Annotated in this window: 20 protein-coding genes and 2 tRNA genes; 2 read left to right on the top strand and 20 right to left on the bottom strand. The window is 73.6% G+C overall.

Going from position 1 to position 22,986, the window contains the following annotated elements:
* Positions 1 to 170: 170 nt before the first annotated feature.
* From V6D49_RS19730 to V6D49_RS19685, 10 genes are all read right to left on the bottom strand, one after another.
* The gene (locus V6D49_RS19730) at positions 171 to 1,016 is read right to left on the bottom strand and encodes a DegV family protein (RefSeq protein ID WP_340561570.1); all 846 of its coding nucleotides are present in this window, start codon (positions 1,014 to 1,016) and stop codon (positions 171 to 173) included.
* 64 nt (positions 1,017 to 1,080) lie between these two features.
* A complete protein-coding gene (locus V6D49_RS19725) occupies positions 1,081 to 1,740 on the bottom strand; it encodes a hypothetical protein (RefSeq protein WP_340561568.1) in 660 nt (219 codons plus the stop codon).
* Positions 1,741 to 1,924: 184 nt separating this feature from the next.
* Positions 1,925 to 1,997, bottom strand: a tRNA-Ala gene (locus V6D49_RS19720).
* 160 nt (positions 1,998 to 2,157) lie between these two features.
* Positions 2,158 to 2,391 carry a hypothetical protein gene (locus V6D49_RS19715; protein WP_191207945.1) on the bottom strand — a complete coding sequence of 78 codons (234 nt, stop codon included), beginning with the start codon at positions 2,389 to 2,391 and terminating at the stop codon, positions 2,158 to 2,160.
* Positions 2,392 to 2,600: 209 nt separating this feature from the next.
* A tRNA-Ala gene (locus V6D49_RS19710) sits at positions 2,601 to 2,673 on the bottom strand.
* A gap of 103 nt (positions 2,674 to 2,776) precedes the next feature.
* Complete coding sequence (locus tag V6D49_RS19705; protein WP_340561566.1) at positions 2,777 to 3,412, bottom strand: histidine phosphatase family protein; 636 nt, start codon at positions 3,410 to 3,412, stop codon at positions 2,777 to 2,779.
* On the bottom strand, positions 3,412 to 3,828 hold the full coding sequence (gene rsfS, locus V6D49_RS19700) for a ribosome silencing factor (protein ID WP_340561565.1): 417 nt from the start codon (positions 3,826 to 3,828) through the stop codon (positions 3,412 to 3,414). The genes V6D49_RS19705 and rsfS overlap by 1 nt, the downstream gene beginning before the upstream one ends.
* Before the next feature lie 130 nt (positions 3,829 to 3,958).
* On the bottom strand, positions 3,959 to 5,887 hold the full coding sequence (locus tag V6D49_RS19695; protein WP_340561563.1) for a LytR C-terminal domain-containing protein: 1,929 nt from the start codon (positions 5,885 to 5,887) through the stop codon (positions 3,959 to 3,961).
* Positions 5,888 to 5,900: 13 nt separating this feature from the next.
* Positions 5,901 to 6,530 (bottom strand): nicotinate-nucleotide adenylyltransferase, encoded by a 630-nt coding sequence (nadD, locus tag V6D49_RS19690; RefSeq protein WP_340561561.1) that lies wholly within the window; start codon positions 6,528 to 6,530, stop codon positions 5,901 to 5,903.
* Positions 6,531 to 6,570: 40 nt separating this feature from the next.
* Complete coding sequence (locus V6D49_RS19685; protein WP_340561560.1) at positions 6,571 to 6,732, bottom strand: hypothetical protein; 162 nt, start codon at positions 6,730 to 6,732, stop codon at positions 6,571 to 6,573.
* A 177-nt stretch (positions 6,733 to 6,909) separates the two neighbouring features.
* Here V6D49_RS19685 and V6D49_RS19680 point away from each other — a divergent pair, with 177 nt between their 5' ends.
* Positions 6,910 to 8,013 carry a M48 family metallopeptidase gene (locus V6D49_RS19680; RefSeq protein WP_340561558.1) on the top strand — a complete coding sequence of 368 codons (1,104 nt, stop codon included), beginning with the start codon at positions 6,910 to 6,912 and terminating at the stop codon, positions 8,011 to 8,013.
* A gap of 58 nt (positions 8,014 to 8,071) precedes the next feature.
* Here V6D49_RS19680 and V6D49_RS19675 read toward each other — a convergent pair whose 3' ends face one another.
* From V6D49_RS19675 to proB, 5 genes are all read right to left on the bottom strand, one after another.
* Positions 8,072 to 9,190 carry an SCO2583 family membrane protein gene (locus V6D49_RS19675; RefSeq protein ID WP_340561556.1) on the bottom strand — a complete coding sequence of 373 codons (1,119 nt, stop codon included), beginning with the start codon at positions 9,188 to 9,190 and terminating at the stop codon, positions 8,072 to 8,074.
* 69 nt (positions 9,191 to 9,259) lie between these two features.
* Positions 9,260 to 9,883: an SCO2584 family spore wall biosynthesis protein gene (locus tag V6D49_RS19670; protein ID WP_340561554.1), complete on the bottom strand. Its 624-nt coding sequence runs from the start codon at positions 9,881 to 9,883 to the stop codon at positions 9,260 to 9,262.
* Between the two features lie 74 nt (positions 9,884 to 9,957).
* Positions 9,958 to 11,256 (bottom strand): glutamate-5-semialdehyde dehydrogenase, encoded by a 1,299-nt coding sequence (locus tag V6D49_RS19665; protein ID WP_340564154.1) that lies wholly within the window; start codon positions 11,254 to 11,256, stop codon positions 9,958 to 9,960.
* A 131-nt stretch (positions 11,257 to 11,387) separates the two neighbouring features.
* Complete coding sequence (locus tag V6D49_RS19660; RefSeq protein WP_445330555.1) at positions 11,388 to 11,840, bottom strand: hypothetical protein; 453 nt, start codon at positions 11,838 to 11,840, stop codon at positions 11,388 to 11,390.
* Between the two features lie 195 nt (positions 11,841 to 12,035).
* Positions 12,036 to 13,187 carry a glutamate 5-kinase gene (gene proB, locus V6D49_RS19655; protein ID WP_340561553.1) on the bottom strand — a complete coding sequence of 384 codons (1,152 nt, stop codon included), beginning with the start codon at positions 13,185 to 13,187 and terminating at the stop codon, positions 12,036 to 12,038.
* A 314-nt stretch (positions 13,188 to 13,501) separates the two neighbouring features.
* On the opposite strand from proB, the gene V6D49_RS19650 reads away from it, so the two are divergent.
* Entirely contained in the window at positions 13,502 to 15,604 is a 2,103-nt protein-coding gene (locus V6D49_RS19650) for a hypothetical protein (protein ID WP_340561551.1), read from the top strand.
* Between the two features lie 3 nt (positions 15,605 to 15,607).
* Here V6D49_RS19650 and obgE read toward each other — a convergent pair whose 3' ends face one another.
* The 5 genes from obgE to V6D49_RS19625 all read right to left on the bottom strand — a co-directional run bounded on the left by obgE (position 15,608) and on the right by V6D49_RS19625 (position 22,976).
* Complete coding sequence (gene obgE, locus V6D49_RS19645; RefSeq protein ID WP_340561549.1) at positions 15,608 to 17,050, bottom strand: GTPase ObgE; 1,443 nt, start codon at positions 17,048 to 17,050, stop codon at positions 15,608 to 15,610.
* 137 nt (positions 17,051 to 17,187) lie between these two features.
* A complete protein-coding gene (rpmA, locus tag V6D49_RS19640) occupies positions 17,188 to 17,445 on the bottom strand; it encodes a 50S ribosomal protein L27 (protein ID WP_191207955.1) in 258 nt (85 codons plus the stop codon).
* A gap of 14 nt (positions 17,446 to 17,459) precedes the next feature.
* Positions 17,460 to 17,780, bottom strand: coding sequence for a 50S ribosomal protein L21 (gene rplU, locus V6D49_RS19635; RefSeq protein WP_191207956.1), 321 nt, complete (start codon positions 17,778 to 17,780; stop codon positions 17,460 to 17,462).
* A 262-nt stretch (positions 17,781 to 18,042) separates the two neighbouring features.
* On the bottom strand, positions 18,043 to 21,936 hold the full coding sequence (locus tag V6D49_RS19630; protein ID WP_340561547.1) for an Rne/Rng family ribonuclease: 3,894 nt from the start codon (positions 21,934 to 21,936) through the stop codon (positions 18,043 to 18,045).
* Between the two features lie 239 nt (positions 21,937 to 22,175).
* Positions 22,176 to 22,976: a TIGR03936 family radical SAM-associated protein gene (locus V6D49_RS19625; protein WP_340564150.1), complete on the bottom strand. Its 801-nt coding sequence runs from the start codon at positions 22,974 to 22,976 to the stop codon at positions 22,176 to 22,178.
* Positions 22,977 to 22,986: the final 10 nt, after the last annotated feature.

Below are 22,986 nucleotides of genomic sequence, written 5' to 3'. Positions count from 1 at the left end.
CCGACGGTAGGGACCGTTCCGGCACTTCGCTGCACTCCACGAATTCCGGTGGAATACCGGCCGGTTGTGGATAACTCAACCCCCCGCGCGAGCGAACGCGCCACACCGCCTTGACGCCGGCCCCCTCCGCGGCGTCCGCCCGCCCGGCCGGATCAGCCCGATCCGCCGGATCAGCAGGGCGAGACGACGGTGGCGAGCAGGCCGGGGCCGGTGTGCGCGCCGATGACGGCTCCGACCTCACTGACGTGCAGCTCCCGCAGGCCGGGCACACGGTCCCGCAGCCGGTCGGCGAGCTGCTGGGCCCGCTCGGGCGCGTCGAGGTGGTGAACGGCGACGTCCACCGGGACCGTGCCCGCCCGGGCTACGGCCAGTTCCTCCAGCCGGGCGATGGCCCTGCTCGACGTCCGCACCTTCTCCAGCGGCCCGATGCGTCCCTCGGTCAGCTCCAGCAGCGGCTTCACGGCGAGCGCGGAGCCCAACAGCGCCTGTGCCGCACCGATGCGGCCGCCGCGCCGCAGGTGTTCCAGGGTGTCGACGTAGAAGTAGGTGGACGTGTCGGCCGCCCGCTTCTCGGCTGCGGCCACGGCCTCGTCGAGGGTCCCACCGGTGCCGGCGGTCTCGGCGGCGGCCAGCGCGCTGAAGCCGAGAGCCATCCCGACCAGGCCCGAGTCCACGACCCGGACCGGGAGCGGGGCGTCGGCCGCGGCCAGGACGGCTGCGTCGTGGGTGCCGGAGAACTCGGCCGACAGGTGCAGGGAGACGACGCCGTCGGCCCCGGCCTCGGCGGCCGCCCGGTAGGCGGCGGCGAACATCTCGGGGCTCGGCCGGGACGTGGTGACGGGACGGCGCCGACGCAGCGCCTCGACCAGGGCGCGCGCGGAGATCTCGGCGCCCTCCTCCAGCGGCTCGCCGTCCACCACGACGGTCAGCGGCACCGAGGTGATGCGGTGCTCCCGCAGTGCCTCGGGCGGCAGGTACGCCGTGGAATCGGTGATGATCGCGACATGACGGGCCATGGCCCGGAGATTACTGCGTCGCGCGGGGCGGTGGCAGCCTGACCTCCGCCGCCGCCCCGGCGGGCTAGCCCCCGTCGGCGTCGGACGCCTTGCGCAGGCCCGGTCGGGACGGGCTCGGCGGCGGGTCGGACAGCGGCAGGGGCTGCGGCTGCGGCGCCGGCTCCGTCAGGGGCTGTTGCGGTGGGTCCCAGTGGCGCAGCGCACCCGACTCGATGGCGATCTGGTCGCGCAGCGCGCCGAGTTCCTCCCCGTGGTGGCGTCGGGCGCGGTCTCGCGCCGCGAACCGCAGGGAGTCGGCCGACTCCCTGATCTCCTGCGCGCGGCTCCGCAGCTCGGGGAGCTGAGCGGTGATGCGGGCGCGGTCGGGCTCGCGGTCCATGAGCGCGCCCATCTCCCGGTCCAGACCGCGCGCGTGCTCGTGCAGCCGGTCCAGCAGCGCGGCCGCCTCGGCCAGGGAGGGGTCGCCCGGGCTGGCGGCGGTCAGCTCGCGGCGCGTGCTGTCGATGGAGGAACGGAGTTCGAGCCGGGCGCGCGCCAGCTCACCGACCGGGCCGAACTGGGCGGAACGGGCCCGCAGCGCCGTGGTGTCGATGGTTTTGCGGACCTCGGTGGTGGTGCGCCGGACACCGCTGCGCACGGCACGCACCGCTTTGACGGTCGCGATCACCCCGAGGACCACGAACGCCAGGAAGATCAGGGACACCACCGAAACAGCGATCTCCATGGCCGAGCCTTCCCTCCGTCGCCTGCCGTCGGTTCCAGCGTACGGGCTGCGAGGCGGCGTGAGTCGGCGGAGCCCCGGACCGCTCCCGAAGTCCGTCCCCTAGGGGATCGCCCGAGGACCGACGTCCGGTGGGCCGCAACGCGACGGCGGGCCACTCCGAAGGAGTGGCCCGCCGTGTGAACTGTGGAGCTAAGGAGAATTGAACTCCTGACCTCTTGCATGCCATGCAAGCGCTCTACCAACTGAGCTATAGCCCCGGGTCTGGTCCCCCGCAGGGTTTCCCCCGCGGCGGCGACGCCTACTGTACACGGACCGGGCGGTGCGGCGCCAAGTCGGTTTTCCGAAGCCCTCCGGGCCGCGCGGGAGGCGGCGGGGTGGCGGGCGCCGCGACCGTGGGGGCGAACGGGTCGCGGCGGGTCAGACGGTGACGAAGGAGTAGAAGCGCTTGAGGGTGCAGTGTTCGTCCAGCAGGCGGCCGTAGATCGGCTCGCCCTCCAGCTCGCGGTACGTCTCGATGGGGTCGCCCTTGATGATCAACGCACGGGCGCACTCGACACACCAGTACTGGTAGCGGGCGTTGAGCGGCTCCATGTCCCGCACGATGGGCGTGCCGCTGCCGCACCAGTCGCACTTCCGGCTGTGCGCCCCCATTCAGGCCCCGGCCTCGGGGGTCGGTCCGGATGCGAGCTGGCCCTCGCGTGGGCGGTGGATGCGCCTGGGCACCGCGGCGTCCCTCCCTTTCGGGCTGTTCCCCCTGCTGGCGATGATTCTGCCACGTCACGACGGAACACAGCAGACCGTCCCGGTGCCGGGACGCGGAAATCCCGCCCTCCACACGGAGGACGGGATCAGTGTCGCTGTGGAGCTAAGGAGAATTGAACTCCTGACCTCTTGCATGCCATGCAAGCGCTCTACCAACTGAGCTATAGCCCCGCGCTCCCGGCTTCACCCGGTGTGACCGGCGGGCCGCGAACGAGTAGAACTCTACCTGGCGACCAGCCGAAACGCGAAATCCGGCCGGGGCGGAACGGACCGTTCAGTCGTCGTCCCCGAGGACGGGTTCGGGCAGGCTGCCGGCGTTGTGCTCCAGCAGCCGCCAACCGCGCAGGCTCTCGCCGAGGACGGACCAGGAGCAGTTCGACAGGCCGCCCAGCGACTCCCACGCGTGCGGCTCCAGCCCCAGCAGCCGGCCGATCGTCGTGCGGATGGTGCCGCCGTGGCTGACGACGACGAGCGTCCCGCCGTCGGGCAGCTTGTCGGCGTTGCGCTCCACCACGGGCGCCGCCCGGTCGGCGACCTCCGTCTCCAGCTCCCCGCCGCCGCGACGGACCGGCTCCCCGCGCTTCCAGGCCGCGTACTGCTCGCCGTACCGCTCGACGATCTCGTCGTGCGTCAGCCCCTGCCACTGCCCGGCGTAGGTCTCCCGCAGGGCGTCCTCGTGCTGTACCTCGTGGCCGGTGAGGGACGCCAGCTCCGCGGCCGTGGCACGGGCGCGGACGAGGTCGGAGGCGATGATCGCGTCGGGCCGGAGAGCGGCGAGGAGCCGGGCGGCGCGGCGTGCTTGGTTGAGTCCCTCGGCGGTGAGGGGGATGTCGGTGGAGCCCTGGAAGCGGCGCTCGAGGTTCCACGAGGTCTGCCCGTGCCGCCACAGGACGATCCGGCGCCCCCGCATCACTCGTCCTCCGCCGCGTCGGGTCGGGGGGCGTCCTTGGTACGGGTGGCCTCGGCGTCGGCGGGGAGGTCAAGCTCGGGGCAGTCCTTCCACAGCCGCTCCAGGGCGTAGAAGACACGCTCCTCGCTGTGCTGCACGTGCACCACGACGTCGACGTAGTCGAGCAGCACCCAGCGGCCGTCGCGCTCGCCCTCTCGGCGGACGGGCTTGGCGCCCAGCTCCTTGAGCAGCCGCTCCTCGATGCCGTCGACGATCGCCTTGACCTGACGGTCGTTGGGCGCCGAGGCGAGGAGGAAGGCGTCGGTGATGGCGAGGACGTCGCTCACGTCGTAGGCGACGACGTCGTGTGCGAGCTTGTCCGCGGCGGCCTGGGCCGCGGTGTTGATCAGCTCCATGGAGCGGTCGGTGGCGGTCACAGGTGAAGGCTTTCGGTCGGGAACACGGAGGAGTACACAGAAAAGTACGCCTCAAGGGTCTCACGACGCGCCGCACGTCACGTGCGAGGCGGGCCACCGCCCCGGCACGGCCCGGGGCGGTGGCCCGCCGCTAGGAGTCGAAGTCCGTCCCGAGGACGACCGTGACGTCGGCGTTGGCGGCGCCCTCCCCCTGCCGGACGGCGTCCTCGGGGAGCCCGAGGGTCTTCGCGACCTCCTCGGCCTTCTCCGCGTCCGCCTCGTCGGCGTAGGTCACGGTGCTGCTGTCGGCCGAGGCGTCGGCCTGCCGCGCCGGCACCACGGTGTAGCCCCCGTTGATGAGCGTGATCTGGGCGCTCTGCGCGGCACCCTCCTCGCCGGTGGCGTCGCGGACGCTGACGCTCACGGCGGCTCCCGGATCGGAGTTGCGCACGGTACCGCCCAGCACCTCCTTGACCAGCCCGCGCGCCGTCTCGTCGCTGAGCGTCCCGTTCTGCTCCACGGGGAGCAGGGTGGTCTCCAGCTTGTCGGCACGGGCGTGGGCGGCGAGCTCCGCGAGGGCTCCGCCGAGCTGGCCGTCGGTGAGCGACGGGTCGGGGATCTGCCCCAGGCCGACGACGGTCTCGGTGGCGGCGGCGGGGTCGGTGGAGAGTTTCTCCAGGACCGCGTGGATCACCCGCCCGAAACGGGCGAGCTGCCGGGTCTGCTCCTCGTCCTCGGCGCGGTGGGTGGCGTACGCGACGGCCGCCCGCCCGTTGAGGTCGCGGTTCGGTCCCTCGGCGACGAGGGGCGGGTCGTCCTCCTCCTCCGCCGGGACGGTGGCGTCGGCGTCGAGGGTGATTCCGCCGACGGCTTCGACGAGGTTCTCCAGGAACGGGGTGTCCAGCCGCCACGTGCCCTGGAAGGTGGCGCCGAGAAGGGTCCCGAGGGCCTCCCGGGTGGCCCCCGCACCCTGCCCCTCGAAGGACTGTCCGAGCGTCGTCGTGCTCCCGTCGGTCGTCGTCAGGGCGAGGGAGTTGGGCAGCAGGACGGTGGTGCTGCTGCCCGCGGCCTCGTTGCGGACGAGCAGGGCGGTGGAGACGTTCTCGGTGTCGATGTCCCGCAGGTGCAGGACGACCACGTCGGGCCGCTCCCCGCCGGGCTTGGCGGCCTCCGTCCCGTCCTCTCCCAGGAACGGCAGCTTCCCCGCCGACCACAGGTAGCCGGTGCCGCCGACGACCAGCAGCACGGCGGCCACCACGAGGGCGATCGTGCGGTGGCGTCCGCGGCGCTTGGCCTCCTCTCGGCGTTCCGTCCGACTCTCGCTGAACTTCATCCAGTCGATGACGTCTTCGGACTGCCCGCTCTCCTCCTCGATGAAGGAGAACTGCTCCGTCCGGTACGGTTCGCCGTCCTCGGCCGGGCTCGCACCGGCCCGGTCGGCCACGTGCGGCGGGCCGCCACCGTCCTCGGCGCGACCGGAGCCGTCGGTGGCACCCTCCGGCGGCGTCCCGGGCGCGGGCCCGGAACCGGGCTCGGGCTCGGGCTCGGCCCGGTACGCGGGGTACGTCTCGTAGGCGGCCTGCTGCCCGTACCCGGGCTCCTGCGGGTACGACTGCTGCTGCCCGTACTGCCCGTACGCCGCCGACCCGTCGTACGAGGGGGCAGCCGGGTAGGACGTCCCCGGGTAGGACGCCTCCGGATAGTCCGACCCCGGGTAGGACGCCTCCGGGTACGGCGTGGCGGACGCCTCCGGGTGCGGTGCGTAGGGCTGCTGGGCGGATTCGGTGAACGGCTGCTGCTGCGGCATCCACGCCGTCGCGTCCTGCCCGCCCTGGTAGGGGTCGTACCCGTAGCCCGGTGCGCCGGTCCCTTCCGGAGCGGCGTAGCCGTCCGGTGCGCCGTAGCCGTACTCCGGTGCGGGCTGCCGGGGGGCCTCGGCGACGGGGGGCGCGCCGTAGGCGTCGGGGTTCGGGGCGTAGGCCCCCGGGTCCGGGGCGTACGGGTCCTCGTAGACCGGCCGACCGTACTCGTCGTACCCGACGAACCGCTGTGCGCCGTACGGTTCCTGTCGGTCGTTCACGCCTGCCGCCCCTCTAGCTGTTCGGTACCGACGCGTCCCGGTAGAGGCGGCGCTTGGTGATGTACCGCACGACGCCGTCCGGCACGAGATACCAGACCGGGTCGCCGTGCGCCACCCGCGCCCGGCAGTCCGTGGAGGAGATCGCCAGGGCCGGCACCTCGATGAGGGAGACCCCGCCGTCCGGCAGGCCGGGGTCGGCGAGGTGGTGGCCGGGCCGGGTGACGCCGATGAAGTGGGCCAGGGAGAACAGCTCGTCGGCGTCCCGCCAGGTCAGGATCTGGCCCAGGGCGTCGGCGCCGGTGATGAAGAACAGGTCGTCGTCGGGGTGCTCGGCCCGCAGGTCCCGGAGCGTGTCGATGGTGTACGTCTTGCCGCCCCGGTCGATGTCCAGGCGGCTGACGGAGAACTGCGGGTTGGAGGCCGTGGCGATGACCGTCATCAGGTAGCGGTCCTCGGCGGGCGACACCTGCTGGTGGCTCTTCTGCCACGGCTGGCCGGTGGGCACGAAGATGACCTCGTCGAGATCGAACCGCGCCGCCACCTCGCTGGCCGCGACCAGGTGGCCGTGGTGGATCGGGTCGAAGGTCCCGCCCATCACGCCGAGCCGGCGCCTGCCCGGGCCCGGCACTATGTGCTCTGCCATGCGCTGACCCTAACCGCTGTCGCCCCGCCGCCCGCGTCGCTCAGCGGTCCCGGTTGAAGCGGGTGGTGCCCCACAGCAGGAGCAGCAGGATGAACAGCCCGATGCCGCCGATGAGCCACGGGTTGAGGCTGGCGTACGCACCGTGCTCCTCGCCTTCCGAGGCGATCAGGGAGAGGACGGGGGCGGAGCTGAGAAGAGTCATCGTCATCTGGACCTTGTCCGGGAGGGAACTGGGCAGGAGGTTCAGCACATCGTAAGCGGAGAGGATTCTCGCGGCCGGTGCACCCACCCCGTAGGCTGGGCCGGGCCGGTCGCCGAGACCGACCGGAACGGCCTGTGAGGGGACGGGCCTGACGCACTCTCGCTACATGGGGGCCGAATGAGCGACAGCACGAGAAAAACCGGGCACCTGCCGGGCCGTGACCGGCGGCGCTTCCCGGAGATCTCCTCCCGGGCCTACGAACACCCCTCCGACCGTTCCGCGCTCGTGGCGCTGCGCAAGCTGACGGGCTTCGACACGGTCTTCAAGACGCTCAGCGGCCTGCTGCCCGAGCGCAGCCTGCGGCTGCTGTTCCTCTCCGACTCCGTGCGGGTGGGCGACCAGCAGTTCGCCTACCTCAACGACATGCTGCGCGACGCCTGCTACATCCTGGACCTGGAGAAGGTCCCGGCGATGTACGTGACGCAGAACCCGCAGCCCAACGCCATGTGCATCGGCCTCGACGAACCGATCATCGTCCTGACCACCGGCCTGGTGGAGCTGCTGGACGAGGAGGAGATGCGCGCGGTCATCGGGCACGAGGTCGGGCACGCACTGTCCGGACACGCCCTCTACCGCACCATACTGCTCTTCCTGACCAGCTTCGCGGTGAAGGTCGCGTGGATCCCGCTGGGCAACGTGGCGATCATGGCGCTCGTCACGGCGCTGCGCGAGTGGTTCCGCAAGTCGGAGCTCTCGGCGGACCGGGCCGGCCTGCTCGTCGGGCAGGACCTGGAGGCTTCGATGCGCGGGCTCATGAAGCTCGCCGGCGGCCACCACCTGCACGAGATGAACATCGACGCCTTCCTCGCCCAGGCCGACGAGTACGAGAAGGCGAACGGCGACCTGCGGGACTCCGTGCTCAAGATCCTCCAGGTGCTGCCCCGCACCCACCCCTTCACCACGGTCCGCGCGGCCGAGCTGCGCGCCTGGGCGCAGAGCCGCGACTACCAGCGGGTCATGGACGGCCACTACCCGCGTCGCGGCGAGGACAACGACACCTCGGTGACCGACTCCCTCCGGGAATCGGCCGGCCACTACCGGGACTCGGTGAAGAACAGCAAGGACCCCCTCATGGGCCTCATCCGGGACGTCGCGGGCGGCGCCGGCGACCTCGGCGGCAAGCTGCGTGACTTCGCGACGGGCGGCGGACGCCGGGCGGACGGCTCCGGCGACGGCGACGGCACGGCGGACGGCGGCCAGGGCGGCCCGAAGGGCTCGTAGCCCCTCCTGCCCCGGGCCCACGCGGTGCGGGCCCGCGCCGGCGCGGGCCCGGGGCGCGTCAGCGGCGGGACGGGTCCGGCTGCGCCGCGTCGGCCAGCACCCCGCACACGGGCGATCCGAGGGGCCGGTCGGCGAAGGGATCGGTGCCGGTCACCTCCTCGCCGTCGGCCGACTCGCCGGCGGCGAGCGGCCGCAGCATGTCGGTGTTGGGGGTGCCGCAGGCCAGCGGACCGGCCTGCATGACGACGTGTTCCAGGCGCAGCCGCTGGTCCAGCAGGTCCGCGCGCTGCATCACCATGCGCACCTGGCGCCGCACGGTGACCAGCGAGGAGCGCTCCTCGTCGGCCTGCCCCGCAGCCCGTACGGCGTAGACGAAGACGTGGTCGGCCGTGACCTCCAGCGCGTTCGGGTCGCGCTGGGTGACGGTCAGGGAGCCCCGGACCCGCACCCCCGCGTCGGACAGCGTCACCTTCTGGGTGTCGAAGCGGACCAGCCAGCCGGTCACGGGCGGGACGCCGTCGGGGCCGCCGGCGCTCTGGGTGGTGGTGCCCGTGGTCGCCGCCTCCCGCACGCTCCGGTCGAGGTCGGTGCGCTGGTCCGGGACGAGGAACCGCCGCACGGGGGTGAGGCTGCTGCCCCTGAGGACGCGGGAGTCCACCGCGGAGGCGACGACGTAGTTCTTGGCGAGCTCGAGCGCGGCCCCGACCTGTGTCTCGGTGAAGTCCCGGGTCGCCGTCGGCTCGGGCCGCGTCACACCCGCCGCACCGACGCGGAAGTCGGCGGCGGGGCCGGTGGCGAACAGGCGCTCGGGCGTACCTCCCGGCACCGGGCCGCGCGGGCTGAGGGGGACGACGGAGGCCCGCAGCGGCGGGGCCTCCCCCACCGGCTCCCGCTGGTAGGCGCCGGACATGCCCATGTACACGGCGGTGGCGAAGGCGAGGACGACCAGGGTGAGCAGGACGATCCCCTGCTTGACGGAGGACCCGCCGAGGCGCATGACGCCGGACGGCTGCCGCCGCACCGGGTGCTCCCGGTGCTCGGGGTCGTCCAGCCGCTCCTGGGCCGAGTACTCCTGCAGACGGGCCTGCCGCACGAACGACTCGTCGAAGACCGTCGAACGGAACTCGTCGTCACTGCCTCCCGGTATGCCGTCGGGAGAATCTGCACGCCCGGCCATACAGACAGAGTAGGCCGCTCGCGGGGTGTGTACACGCCCTGCCCCGCGTCGAGTTCAGGAAAGCGGGGCTCAAAAGGCCGCGGCGGCTCCGGCCGGGGCCTGTGGGTGGGGCGCGGGGGCGCCGAGCCCGTCCGGCTCCGTGGAGGCCGGGGGGTTGCGGGGCTCCTCGCGCTGTGCGGGTGCGCCACGCTGGGCGGCGGTGAGGGCCATGGCGACCGCGCCGACGCCCATGAGGACGGCCAGCACCCAGGCGACCGGGCGGTACCAGCGCACCGGCGCCCGGTGGCGGGCGGAACGGCCGGCGGCCCACTCCGCGTAGTGGGGATTGGGGTGGGCGCGGACGGCATCGTCGTCGAACGGGTCGTCGTCCTCGCTGTCGAGGTAGTCGTAGGACGGGTACCTCGACGAGAAGCCGTCGTCGTCGGCGTCGTCCGGGTGGCCCTCCGGGCCGCCGTGACCGCCCTCCGGGCCGCCGTGACCGCGAGCCTCCTCGCGCGACGCCGCCGCCTCGGCCTCCGCCCTGGCCCGGGCCGCGGCCCGGTGCCGTTCGGCGGCGGTGGGCTCGTGCACCACCGCCGCACGGATGAAGTCCTCGTCGAGGACCACGGCGTCGAAAACGTTCTCGGCACCGTGGTCGCGGTCGTCAGGCCCCTCGTCGTCGAAGGACGGCGGGCCGGTCGCCTCGTCCGGCACCCCACCAGCGTAGACCCGTTCCGTGCTCCGGGGCAGAGGATCGGCGCATTCCGCCCCCGACGCCCGGCGCCGGTTCAGTCGCGCACGTGCCCGTCGCCGGTGACGACGTACTTGGTGGACGTCAGCTCGGGCAGACCCATCGGACCGCGCGCGTGCAGCTTCTGGGTCGAGATGCCGATCTCCGCGCCGAAGCCGAACTGGCTGCCGTCGGTGAAGCGGGTGGAGGCGTTGACCATGACGGCCGTGGAGTCCACCAGGGAGACGAAGCGGCGGGCGGCGGCGGTGTCACGGGTGACGATGGCCTCGGTGTGCCCGGAGCTGTAGCGGCGGATGTGGGCGACGGCGGCGTCCAGGTCCGGGACGACGGCGGCGGCGATGTCGTAGGAGAGGTATTCGCTCTCCCAGTCCTCCTCGGTGGCCGCGACGACGTCCGCGCCCGCCTTCTGCCAGACCGCGTCGCCGTGCACGGTGACGCCGGCGGCGGCGAGGGCCTCCAGGGCACGCGGCAGGAAGACCTCGGCGACGCCTTCGTGCACGAGGACGGTCTCCGCCGCGTTGCAGACGCTCGGCCGCTGGGCCTTGGCGTTCACCAGGATGTCCACGGCCATGTCCACGTCGGCCCGCTCGTCCACGTAGACGTGGCAGTTGCCGGTGCCCGTCTCGATCACGGGGACGGTGGATCCCTCGACGACCGTTTTGATGAGCGAGGCGCCGCCGCGCGGGATCAGCACGTCGACCAGGCCCCGTGCCGTCATCAGCTCCGTCACGCTGTCCCGGCTGAGGCCGGGGACGAGCTGGACGGCGTCCGCCGGCAGCCCGGCGGAGGCCACCGCGTCCCGCAGGACGGCGACGAGCGCGCGGTTCGAGGCGTACGCGGAGGAGGAGCCCCGCAGCAGGACGGCGTTCCCGGACTTCAGGCACAGCGCGGCGGCGTCGACCGTCACGTTGGGGCGGGCCTCGTAGATGATGCCGACGACACCGAGGGGCACCCGGACCTGCCGCAGCTCCAGGCCGTTCGGGAGGGTGGAGCCCCGGACCACCTCGCCGACGGGGTCGGGCAGGGCGACGACGTCACGCACGTCGGCGGCGATGGCCGCGATGCGCTCCGGGGTCAGGGTGAGCCGGTCGATGATGGCCTCGGCCGTGCCCGCGTCCCGTGCCGTGGCGGTGTCCTCGGCGTTGGCGGCCGTGATCTCGGCGCTGCGCTCCACCAGGGCGTCCGCGATGGCCAGCAGGGCGCCTTCCCGGGCGGTGCGCGGCAGCGGCGCCAGGAGGGTGGCGGCCTCCCGCGCGCGGCGGGCCGTCTCCAGGACGGGGGAGTCCGTCGCGTTCGCGGTGGCCGGGGTCGCGGGGCCGGGGGTCCCGGAAGGCATCGAGGCGCTGGTCATGCCGTCAGCGTATGACAGGTCGCGCGGCGTTCTCACGCCGTCGTCCACGCTGCGAGACGCGGGGCACGGCGCTGCGCCCTCGGGCGTCCTCGCCCGGCCACAGAGGGGGCCCGTGCTCAGAACGGGTGGACGCCGACGGGCGACGCGGGCGGCGGACCGTACCCCTCGGCGATGCGCTGGTGGTAGGTGTCCCGGTCGACGACCTCCAGGCCGACGATCTCCCAGGCCGGCAGCCGGGCGCTCGCCCGGTGCTCGCCCCACAGGCGCAGTGCGACGGCGGCGGCGTCCCGCAGGTCCCTGGCCTCCTCCCAGTACCGGATCTCGGCGTGGTCGTTGGCGTACCGGCTCGTCATGAGGAACGGGTGGTCGTGCGCGAGCTGCTCCAGCCCCCGGCGCACCTCACCGAGCGGCACGGCCGTCCCGGAGACGCTGAGCGTGACGTGCCACAGCCGGGCCGTCTCGGGTTCGGCGGTTCGCTCCTCGCCGCCCGCCGCCGGCTGCGGCACGGTCGCCGTCGGCGCGGTGTCCTGCCGGGGAGGGGCGTCACCGACGCTGGCCAGTCGCCTCACGGCGGCCTCCTTCGCGGTCCTGGCTGGTGCCCGGGCTCCGTCCGTCTACGGAAGGCACCGGCGGCCGTACTCCCGACGGCCGCACCACAGTTGACCAGTCCCCGGGCACGCGCGTGACCGTTTTCGCGAAGGTGTCCGTGGAAAGGCTGACGCGACGGCGCGGTATGGACGTCCGGCCGGGCGTCGCGGGGTGCGTCAGGGGCGGAGCAGCACCAGGTCGTCGCGGTGCACGATCTCCCGCTCGTACTCCGGTCCGAGCTCGCGGGCCAGCTCCCGGGTGGAGCGCCCCAGCAGCTGGGGGATCTCCTTGGCGTCGAAGTTGACGAGGCCGCGGGCGACGGGGTGTCCCTCCGCGTCCCGCAGCTCCACCGGGTCACCGGCCGAGAAGTCGCCCTCGACGCGCTGCACGCCTGCGGGGAGCAGGGACGTACGGCGGCCGACGACCGCGTCCACGGCGCCGTCGTCGAGGATCAGCGCACCCTGCGGGCTGGAGGCGTGCGCGAGCCAGAGCAGCCGGTCGGCGCTGCGGCGCCCGGTGCGGTGGAAGAACGTGCCGGTCACGCGCCCGGCGAGGGCGTCGGCCGCGTGGCGGGCGGAGGTGAGGACGACGGGGATGCCGGCCCCGGCGGCGATGCGGGCGGCGTCGACCTTGGTGACCATGCCGCCGGTGCCCACTCCGGCCGCCCCGACGCTGCCGAGGGAGACGTCCGCGAGGTCGGCGGGGCCGTGCACCTCCTCGATTCGGGAGGCGCCCGGGCTGCTGGGGTCGCCGTCGTAGAGGCCGTCGACGTCGGAGAGGAGCACGAGGAGGTCCGCCCGCACGAGGTGCGCGACGAGGGCGGCCAGCCGGTCGTTGTCGCCGAACCGGATCTCGTCGGTGGCGATCGTGTCGTTCTCGTTCACCACCGGTACCGCGCCCATGGCGAGCAGCTGTTCCAGGGTGCGGAAGGCGTTGCGGTAGTGGCCACGACGGCTGGTGTCGTCGGACGTCAGCAGGATCTGGCCGACGCGGCGACCGTAGCGGGCGAAGGACGCGGTGTAGCGCGCGACGAGCAGACCCTGGCCGACGCTGGCGGCGGCCTGCTGGCGGGCCAGGTCACGCGGGCGGCGGTCGAGCCCGAGAGGGGCGAGACCGGCGGCGATGGCGCCGGAGGAGACGAGGACGATCTCCTTCTCACGGCTCTCCCCGTGCTTGGCGAGGACGTCGACGAGCGCGTCCACCCGGTCGGCGTCCAGGCCACCGGCCGCCGTGGTGAGCGAGGAGGAGCCGACCTTCACGACGATGCGCCGGGCCCGCTCGACCTCGTGCCGCAGGACCTCGTCGCGTGTCCCAGCTGCCGCTGCCACGGATACCCCCAGCCGTGCGTTCCTGACATATGCGCACCTGAGTGCGCCGTACGGCGGCAATCTACGTCAGGTCGCTCTCGTTCCGCTCGCACGGCCCACGGGGCGGACGACCGGACGGGTGCCGCGCCCCGGCGGGGCGGGCGAGGGGCCACCGGGCGGCGTGAACGTGAGCTGTACGATGGAGGATCAGCCGGTTACGCACGATGACCCTTTTGCCCTGCCTCGGTCGCTGTTCGGTCAGCGGTCCGGGCTGCCCGTCGTCGTCCGACCGGCTCCTCTACCCTCTGTCACCCGCCTCTTCAGGAGCCTGCCCCGTGCCATCCGCCGGACTCCTCTCCGCACGCAAGGGGCAGCTGTACGCGCTCCTCGCCCTGCTGGCGCTCTACGCGGCCCAGCTCGCCGGTGCGCTGCTGCCCAACCTGCCGCTGTTCGTCATCGCCTCCGCGGGCGGGCTCGCGCTCGACCTCGTGGTGCAGCAGCGGAAGCCGAGCCTGCTGGCGGTGCTCGGCCGGGCACGGTTCGACGTCACGGCCCGGCAGCTCGTGCGCGACCTGCTGCTGGTCGTCGGGGTGGCCCGGCTGGCCGAGCCCACCACCGCCGGTGAGGCGACGGTCGTGGCGGGCCTGCTGCTGGCGTACGCCGCGCACTTCGCCTGCCAGCTGGTGGCGGTGCTCGTCCGACGTGACCGGGCGCTGCCCGTCCTCACCCGCAACGTGGACGCCTCCCAGCTCGGCCTGAGCCCCGCTCCGCCGCGCATACTGGCCCGGCAGCCGGGCCGCCGCCTGCTCTCCTTCATGGTGCCCGCCACCGCCGGCCTGCTCGTGACCGTGGTGACGCGCGACATGGTGTGGGGCGTGGCCGGCGTGGCGGTGGCGATCGCCGCCTTCGTCGCCGGCACGGGCTGGCTGGCCCGGTGGCTGCTGCGCGGGCGGCGGGCGCCCGACGAGCGCACGACGCTCGACTGGCTGGACGCGTGGCTGGCCGCCTACCGGCCGACCCACGCCATGTACTTCTCCGGGGGTTCCTCCTCGGCGTACCAGGCGAACATGTGGCTCGGCACGCTGGCCGCCGTCGAGGGGCGTCCCCTGATCGTGCTGCGCGAGCGGTTCATGATGCAGAGGATCGCCGCGACGGACGTCCCGATCGTCTGCCTCCCCAAGGTCGCGCACCTGATGGCACTGGAGCACTCGCCGCTGAAGATCATGATCCATCCGGCGAACTCCGGGAAGACCTCGCAGGTCCTGCGCATCCCCTCCATCAAGCACACCTTCGTCAACCACGGTGAGAGCGACAAGCTCTCCAGCTGCAACCCGTACGCGAAGGCCTACGACGAGGTGTGGGTCGCCGGGCCGGCGGCGCGCGAGCGCTACCAGCTCGCCGACATCGGTGTCGACGACCGCGACGTGGTCGAGGTCGGCCGTCCGCAACTCGCCCCGATCCGTCCCCTGGCCGGGCCGCCCTCCGGACCGTTCCTGAACGTGCTGTACGCCCCCACCTGGGAGGGCTGGACCGACGACCCGGGCAACACCTCGATCATGCTGGCCGGCGAGAACCTCGTCCGGGCCCTGCTGGCGGACCCGACGGTGCGCCTCGTCTACAAGCCGCACCCCATGACCGGCTCGGTGGACCCGCGGGCGGGCGAGGCCGACGCGCGCATCCGGGCCCTGATCGACGCGGCGAACGCCGCTCGGGCCGCCGAGCCGGGCCGCGAGCGGCCGGGGCCGCAGGCCGCCGCCGACCTGGCGCGCCGCACCGCCGAGCTGAACGAGCTGGCCGACGCCGTCTTCCGGCCGGACGCCGACGACGTCGAACGGATGCTCGTGCAGACGCTCCCCGAGCCGGGGCGGGCCGAGGCCGTCGGCCGGGCCCAGGAGGCCTGCGAGGCGGCGTACTGGGCCTCCGTGCCCGGGTGGGAGCACCAGATCGTCGACGCACCGCTGCCGGGCCTCTACTCCTGCTTCAACACGACGGACCTGCTGATCAGCGACGTCTCCAGCGTGGTCTCGGACTACCTGGCCAGCGAGAAGCCCTACGCGGTCGCGAACACCTCGGGGCTGAACGAGGAGGCCTTCCGCGCCGCCTTCCCGACGGTCCGGGCCGCGACGATCCTGACGCCGGACGCCGCCGGAGTGCCCGCGCTCCTGGCCGCCGTCCGCGACCCGGCGCTGGACACCCTGGCCGGGGCGCGGACGGAGCTCAAGCGTCACCTGCTCGGCCCGGACGAGCCGCCCTCGCTGGCGCGGTTCGACGCGGCCGTGCAGGCCCTGTGCGCACGGGCCGACGCGCGGCGGGCCCGTCAGCCCGCCGCCGGCGAGGAGTCCCTGCGGGAGGACGCCCTCCGCGAGGAGACCCGCCTGCGCCTCGGCGAGGCCGTCCCCGGCGAGGCGGAGGAGTCCGAGGACTCCGTGACGGCCTGACCCTCAGTCGAAGGGGTCGAAGGCGTCGTACTCCTGCTGGCTCTCGTCCCGCTCGGCGTCGCGGTCACGGCGACGCTGGGCGGCGGGCCGGACGCCGTCCATGCGGTGGTCCTCGCCCCGGCGACCCAGCATCTCCGCACCGGCCATGACCGTCGGCTCCCAGTCGAACACGACGGCGTCGTCCTCGGCCCCGATGGCGACGCCGTCCCCCTCGCGGGCACCGGCCTTCAGCAGCTCCTCCTCGACACCGAGGCGGTTCAGCCGGTCGGCGAGATAGCCGACGGCCTCGTCGTTGTTGAAGTCGGTCTGCCGCACCCAGCGTTCGGGCTTCTCGCCGCGCACCCGGAAGAGGCTCTCCGCCTCGCGGGTGACGGTGAAGCCCGCGTCGTCGACCGCCTGCGGGCGGATGACGATCCGGGTGGCCTCCTGCGGGGGACGCGCGGCCCGGGCCTCCTCGACGATGCCGGCCAGCGCGAACGACAGCTCCTTGAGCCCCTGACGGCTGAGCGCCGACACCTCGAAGACGCGGTAGCCGCGCCCCTCCAGGTCGGGGCGGACCATCGCGGCGAGCTCCTGGCCGTCGGGGATGTCGACCTTGTTGAGCACGACCAGCCGGGGCCGGTCGTCCAGGCCCCGCCCGTACTGCGCCAGCTCCGCCTCGATGACGTCCAGGTCGGAGAGCGGGTCGCGGTCGGACTCCAGCGTCGCGGTGTCCAGGACGTGCACGAGGACGGCGCAGCGCTCGACGTGCCGCAGGAACTCCAGCCCCAGGCCCTTGCCCTCGCTCGCCCCCGGGATCAGCCCCGGCACGTCGGCCACCGTGTAGACGCTGGACCCGGCCGTGACCACACCGAGGTTCGGCACGAGCGTGGTGAACGGGTAGTCGGCGATCTTCGGCTTGGCGGCCGAGAGCACGGCGATCAGCGAGGACTTGCCCGCCGACGGGTAACCGACGAGCGCCACGTCGGCGACCGTCTTCAACTCCAGCACGATGTCGCGCGCCTCACCGGGCACGCCCAGCAGCGCGAAGCCCGGCGCCTTGCGCCGAGCGGACGCCAGGGCCGCGTTGCCCAGCCCGCCCCGGCCGCCCTCACCGGCGACGAAGCTCGTGCCCTCGCCGACGAGGTCGGCCAGCACGTTGCCCCGCTTGTCCAGCACCACGGTGCCGTCCGGCACGGGCAGCACCAGGTCCTCGCCGTTCGCGCCCATGCGGTGGCCGCCGGCGCCCGGCTTGCCGTTGGTGGCCTTGCGGTGCGGGCTGTGGTGGTACTCCAGGAGGGTGGTCACGCTCTGGTCCACGACGAGGACGACGTCCCCGCCCCGGCCGCCGTTCCCGCCGTCCGGGCCACCGAGCGGTTTGAACTTCTCCCGGTGCACGGAGGCACAGCCGTGGCCCCCGTTACCCGCGGCGACGTGCAGCTCGACGCGGTCCACGAAGGTGGTCATGACGGATGCCTCCCGGCTTGGTCGGTGCTCTTGGGCTTGTCAACACGCCGAGGGCGGAGCCGCTTCCCCGCGCGTGCGCGCGGGTGAGGCGGTCCGCCCTCGACGTGAATGCTGGGTCGTACGTGTGTGCGGTGCCGTTACTCGGCGACCGGCACGATGTTGACGACCTTGCGGCCACGGGCCGTGCCGAACTGCACGGAGCCGGCGGCCAGCGCGAACAGCGTGTCGTCGCCGCCGCGGCCGACGCCCGCGCCCGGGTGGAAGTGGGTGCCGCGCTGACGGATGAGGATCTCGCCCGCGCTCACGACCTGACCGCCGAAACGCTTCACGCCGAGGCGCTTCGCGTTGGAGTCACGACCGTTCCGGGTGGACGATGCGCCCTTCTTGTGTGCCATCTGTACTCAGTCCCTTACTTCGCCGGGGCGGGGATGCCGGTGATCTTCAGCGCGGTGTGCAGCTGACGGTGACCGATGCGCTTCTTGTAACCGGTCTTGTTCTTGTACTTCTGGATGTCGATCTTGACGCCCTTGTGGTGGTCCACGACCTCGGCCTGGACCTTCACGCCGGCCAGCACCCACGGGTCGCTGGTGACGGCGTCCCCGTCGACCACGAGCACGGTCGAGAGCTCGACGGTGTCGCCGACCTTGCTGCTGGACATACGGTCAACCTCGATGACGTCGCCGACAGCAACCTTCTGCTGACGGCCGCCGGTGCGCACGATCGCGTACACGCGGAACTCTCTCTCGTTCGTCGTTCGGAAACCCCTGATGCCAGCCGCCGTCCGCAGGCGTCCGCGAGGACGTCCACGACAACCCGGGAGTCAGCGACGGCCTCTCCCCTCGGCCTGTCCGGCCGGGTGGGAGGGAGGTGCTCAGGAGCACTGGCGCGTGTGACACGCCAGCGGTCAAGATTACGGCCCCTGACCAGGCCGGTCAAACCGGCCCCGGACCACGGCGGCGGGCCGGACGGGAAACCCGCCCGGCCCGCCGCCGTCACTCCTCAGTGGGGGCCGACACGGACGGAGCCGCAGGCTGCTCGGCCGCGGCCGCCCGGGTCGCCGCCGTCTTCGCCGTCGACTTCTTCGCGGCGGCGCGCTTGGCGGTCGTCTTCTTCGCCGCCGCCTTCTTGGCCGGCGCCTTCTTCTCGGCGACCTTCTTCGCCGTGGCCTTCTTGGCCACCGCCTTCTTCTCGGCGGCCTTCTTCGCGGGCGCCTTCTTCGCGGCCGTCCTCTTCGCGGCCGTCCTCTTCGCGGCCGTCCTCGCCGGCTTCTCCTCGGCCTCGCCGACAGGCTCGGCCCCGCCCGCAGGCTCCGCCTCGGCTCCGGCGGCCGCCGGAAGGACGATCGCCTCGGCCGCCTCGCCCTGCGGCGCTCCGGTCGGTGCGGTCACCCGGCGGGTGGCGCGGCGACGCGGACGGGCCGGGGCGGGCTCGCTCTCGGCGACGGCCTGGTCGGCGGCCGGTTCGGGCTGCGGCTCCGCAGTCGGCTGAGCCACCGGCTCGTCGACGGGTGCGGCCGTCGCTCCGGCGGCCGGGATCACGGTCACCGCGGCCTCCGCCGACTCCTCGGCCGCCTTCGGCGCACCGGCCGGCACGGAGACCTTACGGCTCGCCCGACGACGTCCCCGGGGAGCGGGCTCGGCCGGGGCCTGCGCCGCGACGGGGGCCGGCTGCGGCTCGGGCTCGACCGGCGCCGGCTCGGGCTCGGGGGCGGGCTCGGGGGCCGCCGCGACGACGGTCACCGCCGCCTCGGCCGACTCCTCATCGGCCTTCGGCGCGCCCGCCGGCACGGACACCTTGCGGCTGCCGCGCCGACGCGTGCGACCCGTGTCCCGCTCCGGCGCGGCGGCGGGCTCGGGCTCCGGCTCCGCTGCGGGAGCGGGCTCCGCGACCGCCTCGGGGGCGGACTCGGCGGCGACGTCCGCACCGGCGGGGGCGGCGGGCGCCCCGGACTTCCGGCTCACCCGGCGACGGCCCCTGCCCCGGTGCCGGGACGCGGCCTCCTCCGCCTCGGCAATGCTGCTGTACAGGTCCTCGTCGGGTTCGAAGGCCGGCTCGGGCAGCGCCTTCGGTGCCTGCTCCGCGACGGGCTCCAGGTCCTCGGGACGTTCCCGGTCCACGGGCTCGGGCTCCACCGGCGCGACCGACTCGACGGGCTCGGCCTGCGACGCCTCCGGCTGGCCGCCGCCCTTGCCCTTCTTCTTGCGCTTGCCGCCGCCACCGGCGGCGTGTGCCTGCTCCATGTGCACGAGGAGACCGCGCCCGTTGCAGTGCACACACGGCTCGGAGAAGGACTCCAGCAGGCCCTGTCCGACCCGCTTGCGGGTCATCTGCACCAGACCGAGCGAGGTGACCTCGGCGACCTGGTGCTTGGTGCGGTCCCGCCCCAGGCACTCCAGGAGCCGCCGCAGGACGAGGTCCCGGTTGGACTCCAGCACCATGTCGATGAAGTCGATCACGATGATGCCGCCCAGGTCGCGCAGCCGCAGCTGGCGCACGATCTCCTCGGCCGCCTCCAGGTTGTTCCTGGTGACCGTCTCCTCCAGGTTGCCGCCCTGACCGGTGAACTTCCCGGTGTTCACGTCGACGACGATCATCGCCTCGGTGCGGTCGATCACCAGGGAGCCGCCGCTGGGCAGCCAGACCTTGCGGTCCAGCGCCTTCATCAGCTGCTCGTCGATGCGGTACGTCGCGAAGACGTCGACCTCGGAGGTCCATCGCTGCAAGCGCTCGGAGAGGTCGGGCGCCACGTGGGTGACGTAGCTGTGGATCGTCTCCCAGGCCTCGTCACCGCTGACGACGACCTTGGTGAAGTCCTCGTTGAAGATGTCCCGCACCACACGCACGGTCATGTCCGGCTCGCCGTAGAGCAGGGTGGGCGCGTTGCCCTTCTGGGCCCGCTTCTGGATGTCCTCCCACTGGGCCTGGAGCCGCTTGACGTCACGGGCGAGCTCGTCCTCGCTGGCCCCTTCGGCGGCGGTGCGCACGATGACGCCGGCGTTGTCCGGGACGACCTTCTTCAGGATCTGCTTCAGCCGGGAGCGCTCGGTGTCGGGCAGCTTGCGGCTGATGCCGGTCATCGAGCCCTCGGGCACGTAGACCAGGTACCGGCCGGGCAGGGAGACCTGGCTGGTCAGCCGGGCGCCCTTGTGACCCATCGGGTCCTTGGTGACCTGGACCAGGACCGACTGGCCCGACTTCAGCGCCGTCTCGATCCGGCGCGGACCGCCGGAGACGCCCAGCGCCTCGAAGTTGACCTCACCGGCGTAGAGCACGGCGTTGCGGCCCTTGCCGATGTCGACGAACGCGGCCTCCATCGACGGCAGCACGTTCTGGACCTTGCCCAGGTAGACGTTGCCGACGTAGGAGGTGGCCTGCTCCTTGTTCACGAAGTGCTCGACGAGGACGTCGTCCTCCAGCACCGCGATCTGCGTGCGCTCGCCGCTCTGCCGGACGATCATCTCCCGCTTGACGGCCTCGCGGCGGGCCAGGAACTCGGCCTCGGTGATGATCGGCACCCGGCGGCGGCCCTGCTCGCGGCCCTCCCGGCGGCGCTGCTTCTTGGCCTCCAGCCGGGTCGAACCCTTGATCGCCTGGACGCCGTCTCCGTCGTCCGCCTTCTTCTTGCGCGGCTCACGGACCTTGACGACGGTGCGTTCCGGGTCGTCCCCGGACGACTCGGCGGCGGCCGGAGCGTCGTCCCCGCCGCGCCGACGGCGGCGGCGACGCCGACGGGAACTACTGGTGGAAGCGGACGTGCCGCCCTCGTCCCCCTCGTCGGAACCCTCGTCGGACTCCTCCGCGCTGTCGTCCCGGCCCTCGCCCGTGGCGTCGGCACCGGTGCCCCGCGCGGATCCGGAGCCCTCGTCGTCGGAGGACTGGTCGGGCGTGTCGCCGTCGCCGTCACCGTCACCGGCTTCACCCCGGCGACGGCGGCGGCCGCCCCGGCGGCGGCGCCGCGCCGGGCGCTCACCCGCCTCGTCGGAGTCCTCGCGGGGCTCGTCCCCGCTCCCGTCGGAGGTGTCCTCGGTGTCGTCGGAGTCCTCGGAGCGTGAGGCGTCCGCGGCCCTCGCGGCCTTCGCGGCCTCGGGACGCTCCGCACGCCCGCCGGCGTCGGCGGCCCGGCGACGACGCCGGCGCGCCGGGCGCTCGTCGGCCACGGGCGCCTCGTCCTCGGTCTCGTCCGCGTCCTCATCCTCGGCCTGCGCCGCAGCAGCGGAGGCCGCGACGCTCTGCGGCGTCTGGAAGGTGGGCTCGGTGAACACCGGCGGCTGGAAGACGGCGGTGGGCGGAAGGGCGGGCTTGGTGCGGCGGCCACGGCCCACGGGCTCGGCGGCCGACGCCGGGGCGTCGTCACGCTCCTCCGCCGGGGCTGCGGCGGCCTTGCGCGCCCGTCGCGCGGGCTTCTCCCGCTTCTCGTCGGACGCCTGCCCGGTCCCGCTCTTCTCGGCGGGCTCGCTCTTCGCGGCGGGCGCCCGCTTCTTCCGCTTGCCGGAGGTCTCCGGCTCCGGGGCCGGCGTGGGCGGTGCGGCCTCGGCGGCCGACTCCTTCCCGGCCTCGGCCGGGGCGTCGGACGCCGGGGCGTCCGAGGACTCGGCGGCGGCCGGGGCGGTGCTCTTGCGCGTGGCCCGGCGCCGGGTGCGCGGAGGCTTGGCCTCGGCGGCCGCATCGGGGGCCGTGGACTGCGCCACGGGCTCCTCGGCGGCCGGCGCGGTGGCCTCCACCGGCCCGGCGGCCTCCTCGGCGGCACCTTCCTGTACCTCGGGGGCCGGGGCGGGCGGACCCGCAGGCCGCGAGGCGGCCCTGCGCCGTCTACGCGAGGGGAGGTTGTCGCTCGGTGTGGTGTTCTCCGGGCGCTCCGCCGGAGCGGATTCTGTCGGTTCGAGCATGCGCGGGTGTCTCCCGTCACGCTCCCGGATGCCACGCCTGCGCTCGCCGCGGATACGCGGCATCGGGACGGTGTCGCGGTCCGGGGCGCGGGCGCCGCACGGGAGCTGTTGTCTCACTCGCCGGTTCCTGGCCATCCGGCCCGGCTACGGCGAAAGTCTGTCGGTGTGTGCGCCGGCCTTCCGGCGGTACCCGGGTGGCTCCCTGGTGCCTGGCACGTCGGCGGCGTCGCGACGGCGCCCTACGCGGTGGGCCCGGGCGCCGTCGCGACGCTTGCAGCGTCGCGGTCGGGCGCCAACGGATCAGCCACCGTGCCACTCTCCTCGTCGAGCGGCCCCTGCGCCAGCCTGGTCACCGCTGCGGGGACCGGCGGCGCCAGGCCGGCCGCTGCGCGGAGACCGGACAGGACGTCGTCGGGTCGCACGGCAGGTGTCAGGTGCCGTACCACCAGGCGCAGTATCGCACAGGGAGCGGTGTCCGGCCTATCGGGCGCCTCTCCCCCGGGCGTCCGGACGACCTCCAGGGAGGCCACCGCCGCACGGGCGTCGAAGGTGCGCAACCCCTTTTTCGTCTCCCGCTGCACCTCGACGCTCGGCGCGTCGAGGAACGCCCGGACGGCCGACTCGGCCTCGGCGGGCTCGACCTTCTCCAGCCGCAGCTCCCACCGGGAGGCCGTCAGGCGGTCGGCGAAACCGGAGGTGTGGGCCTCCACCGCGTCGAGCACGTCGAGCCCGGGCGGCAGGGACGCGTCGAGCAGCGTGCGCAGCGCCTCCGGCTCGCGCCGGTCGGCCAGCGCGATCTCCAGGTACTCCGCCTCGCTCGCCGTCCCGGTGGGGGCGGCGTTGGCGTAGGAGACCTTGGGGTGCGGCGTGAAACCGGCCGAGTAGGCCATGGGCACCTCGGCGCGCCGCAGCGCGCGCTCGAAGGCGCGCTGGAAGTCTCGGTGGCTGGTGAACCTCAGGCGGCCACGCTTCGTGTAGCGCAGTCGGACGCGCTGTACGGCCGGTGCGGGCGGCGGGCCTTCGGGCTGTCGCTTCCCCAGGGGTCCTTCT

Source organism: Streptomyces sp. GSL17-111, assembly GCF_037911585.1.
In the GTDB taxonomy this organism is placed as follows: Bacteria; Actinomycetota; Actinomycetes; order Streptomycetales; family Streptomycetaceae; genus Streptomyces.
This window is presented reverse-complemented; position numbering and strand designations above follow the sequence as displayed.